The sequence below is a fragment of the Faecalispora jeddahensis genome (genome assembly GCF_000577335.1).
Classification (GTDB): Bacteria; Bacillota; Clostridia; order Oscillospirales; family Acutalibacteraceae; genus Faecalispora; species Faecalispora jeddahensis.
In genome coordinates, this window is the sequence record NZ_CBYL010000089.1 from 1 (window position 1) to 3,053 (window position 3,053).

The window sequence follows — 3,053 nt, forward strand, 5'->3', positions numbered from 1 at the left end:
CGGGCACTGAAAACTGAATAAAGAAGAAACAGAAGAAAGCGATTGAGCAAGGCCCAACCAAGAATTTATGGTCAAGCCCTCGACCGATTAGTACTGCCAAGCTCAATGCATTACTACACTTACACACGCAGCCTATCAACCTTGTAGTCTTCAAGGGGTCTTACTAGCTTATGCTATGGGATATCTTATCTTGGAGTCGGCTTCACGCTTAGATGCTTTCAGCGTTTATCCGATCCGCACTTAGCTGCCCAGCTGTGCTCCTGGCGGAACAACTGGTGCGCCAGAGGTGCGTCCATCCCGGTCCTCTCGTACTAAGGACAGCTCTCCTCAAATATCCTGCGCCCACGACAGATAGGGACCGAACTGTCTCACGACGTTCTGAACCCAGCTCGCGTACCACTTTAATCGGCGAACAGCCGAACCCTTGGGACCGAATACAGCCCCAGGATGTGATGAGCCGACATCGAGGTGCCAAACCTCCCCGTCGATGTGGACTCTTGGGGGAGATCAGCCTGTTATCCCCAGGGTAGCTTTTATCCGTTGAGCGACGGCAATTCCACTCTCATACCGCCGGATCACTAACTCCAACTTTCGTTACTGCTCGGATTGTCATCCTCGCAGTTAGGCTAGCTTACGCGTTTACACTCTAAGGCACGGTTTCCGTCCGTGCTGAGCTAACCTTTGAGCGCCTCCGTTACCTTTTAGGAGGCGACCGCCCCAGTCAAACTGCCCGCCTAACAATGTCCCCCGGCCGGATTCACGGCCGCAGGTTAGAATTTCAACCACTTAAGAGCGGTATCCCAAGGTTGACTCCGCCGCGGCTGGCGCCACGGTTTCCTAGTCTCCCGCCTATCCTGTACATAAATGATCAAAACCCAATATTAAGCTGCAGTAAAGCTCCATGGGGTCTTTCCGTCTTGTCGCGGGTAACCGGCATCTTCACCGGTACTACAATTTCGCCGGGCGGGTAATTGAGACAGTGCCCAGATCATTACACCATTCGTGCGGGTCGGAACTTACCCGACAAGGAATTTCGCTACCTTAGGACCGTTATAGTTACGGCCGCCGTTTACTGGGGCTTCAATTCAATGCTTGCACATCTCCTCTTAACCTTCCAGCACCGGGCAGGTGTCAGCTCCTATACTTCATCTTTCGATTTGGCAGAAACCTGTGTTTTTGCTAAACAGTTGCCTGGGCCTATTCTCTGCGGCCACATTGCTGTGGCACCCCTTTTCCCTAAGTTACGGGGTCAATTTGCCGAGTTCCTTAACTACCCTTCTCCCGTTGGCCTTAGAATTCTCTTCCTGTCTACCTGTGTCGGTTTGCGGTACGGGCGCCTCAGATATACATAAGACTTTTCTCGCCCTCGTCCAAGCATACTTCCCTACTCTAATTTCGGTCCCTTACGCCCAGGTCAACCAACGCCTGGGTTATGCCCTTTCAAGGTGTCCTCTTACTTAAATCTTTTGGCGGCTACGGAATATCCACCGTATGTGCATCGGCTACGCCTTTCGGCCTCACCTTAGCTCCCGGCTTACTTGGAGCGGACGAACCTTCCTCCAAAAACCTTAGACTTTCGGCCAATATGATTCTCACATATTTCTCGCTACTCATTCCGGCATTCTCACTTGTGTAAAGTCCACCAGCGCTCACGCTCTGACTTCACCCCTTACACAACGCTCTCCTACCATAACACCATAAGGTGCTATCCCAAGCTTCGGTATACAATTTAGCCCCGTTAAATTTTCGGCGCAGGGGCACTCGACCAGTGAGCTATTACGCACTCTTTTAATGAATGGCTGCTTCTAAGCCAACATCCTGGTTGTCTGTGCACCCCCACATCCTTTTCCACTTAACTGTATTTAGGGACCTTAGCTGTGGGTCTGGGCTCTTTCCCTTTTGACAATGAAACTTATCTCACACTGTCTGACTCCCGTACATCAATTATCTGGCATTCTTAGTTTGATAGGGTTCAGTAACCTTTCGGCCCCTAGCCCATTCAGTGCTTTACCTCCAGTAATCTAATACGAGGCTAGCCCTAAAGCTATTTCGGAGAGAACCAGCTATCTCCGGGTTCGATTGGAATTTCTCCGCTACCCACACCTCATCCGCTACCATTTCAACGGGAGTCGGTTCGGTCCTCCATGGAGTTTTACCTCCACTTCAACCTGGACATGGGTAGGTCACCCGGTTTCGGGTCGAATACAACTGACTTCATGCGCCCTATTCAGACTCGCTTTCGCTACGGCTCCAGACCTTAAGTCCTTAACCTTGCCAGTTATACTCACTCGCCGGACCATTCTACAATAGGTACCCGATCACCCATTGACGGGCTCTCGGTGCTTGTAAGCACAAGGTTTCAGGTTCTATTTCACTCCCCTCCCGGGGTTCTTTTCACCTTTCCTTCACAGTACTTTTCGCTATCGGTCACTGAGTAGTATTTAGGCTTGGAGGGTGGTCCCCCCATGTTCCCACCGGGTTTCACGTGTCCGGCGGTACTCTGGATACAGCTAGCCGACTGGGGATTTCGCATACGTGACTTTCACACTGTTTCGTTGGCCTTCCCATGCCATTCTGCTATCCCTTGTCGTACATGTTGCTGTCCGAACCCCGAGGGTATTGCTACCCTCGGTTTGGCCTCTTCCGCGTTCGCTCGCCACTACTAGCGGAATCTCTGTTGATGTCTTTTCCTCGCCCTACTTAGATGTTTCAGTTCAGGCGGTTCCCCCTGTATGACTATGTATTCATCATACAGTGACTGGACATGACTCCAGCCGGATTGCTCCATTCGGAAATCTATGGATCAATGCCCACTTACGGCTCCCCATAGCTTATCGCAGTTAGTCGCGTCCTTCATCGGCTCTCAGTGCCAAGGCATTCCCCTTGCGCTCTTTGTAGCTTGACCATGTGATATTCTTGGTTCTTGCTTTGTTCTATACGATACAATCCTGAACTCGATAGGATCATATCGTTTGGTAAATTGTAGATTTAGATAAAAAACAATTTTTCTCGCTTTATCTGCTTCTTTTCTTTATTCAGTTTTCAATGTCCGG

The 3,053-nt window shown here is 50.4% G+C and carries 1 rRNA gene; it reads right to left on the reverse strand.

The window, feature by feature from the left end:
* Positions 1-67: 67 nt before the first annotated feature.
* Positions 68-2,905, reverse strand: a 23S ribosomal RNA gene (locus TY09_RS17365).
* Positions 2,906-3,053: the final 148 nt, after the last annotated feature.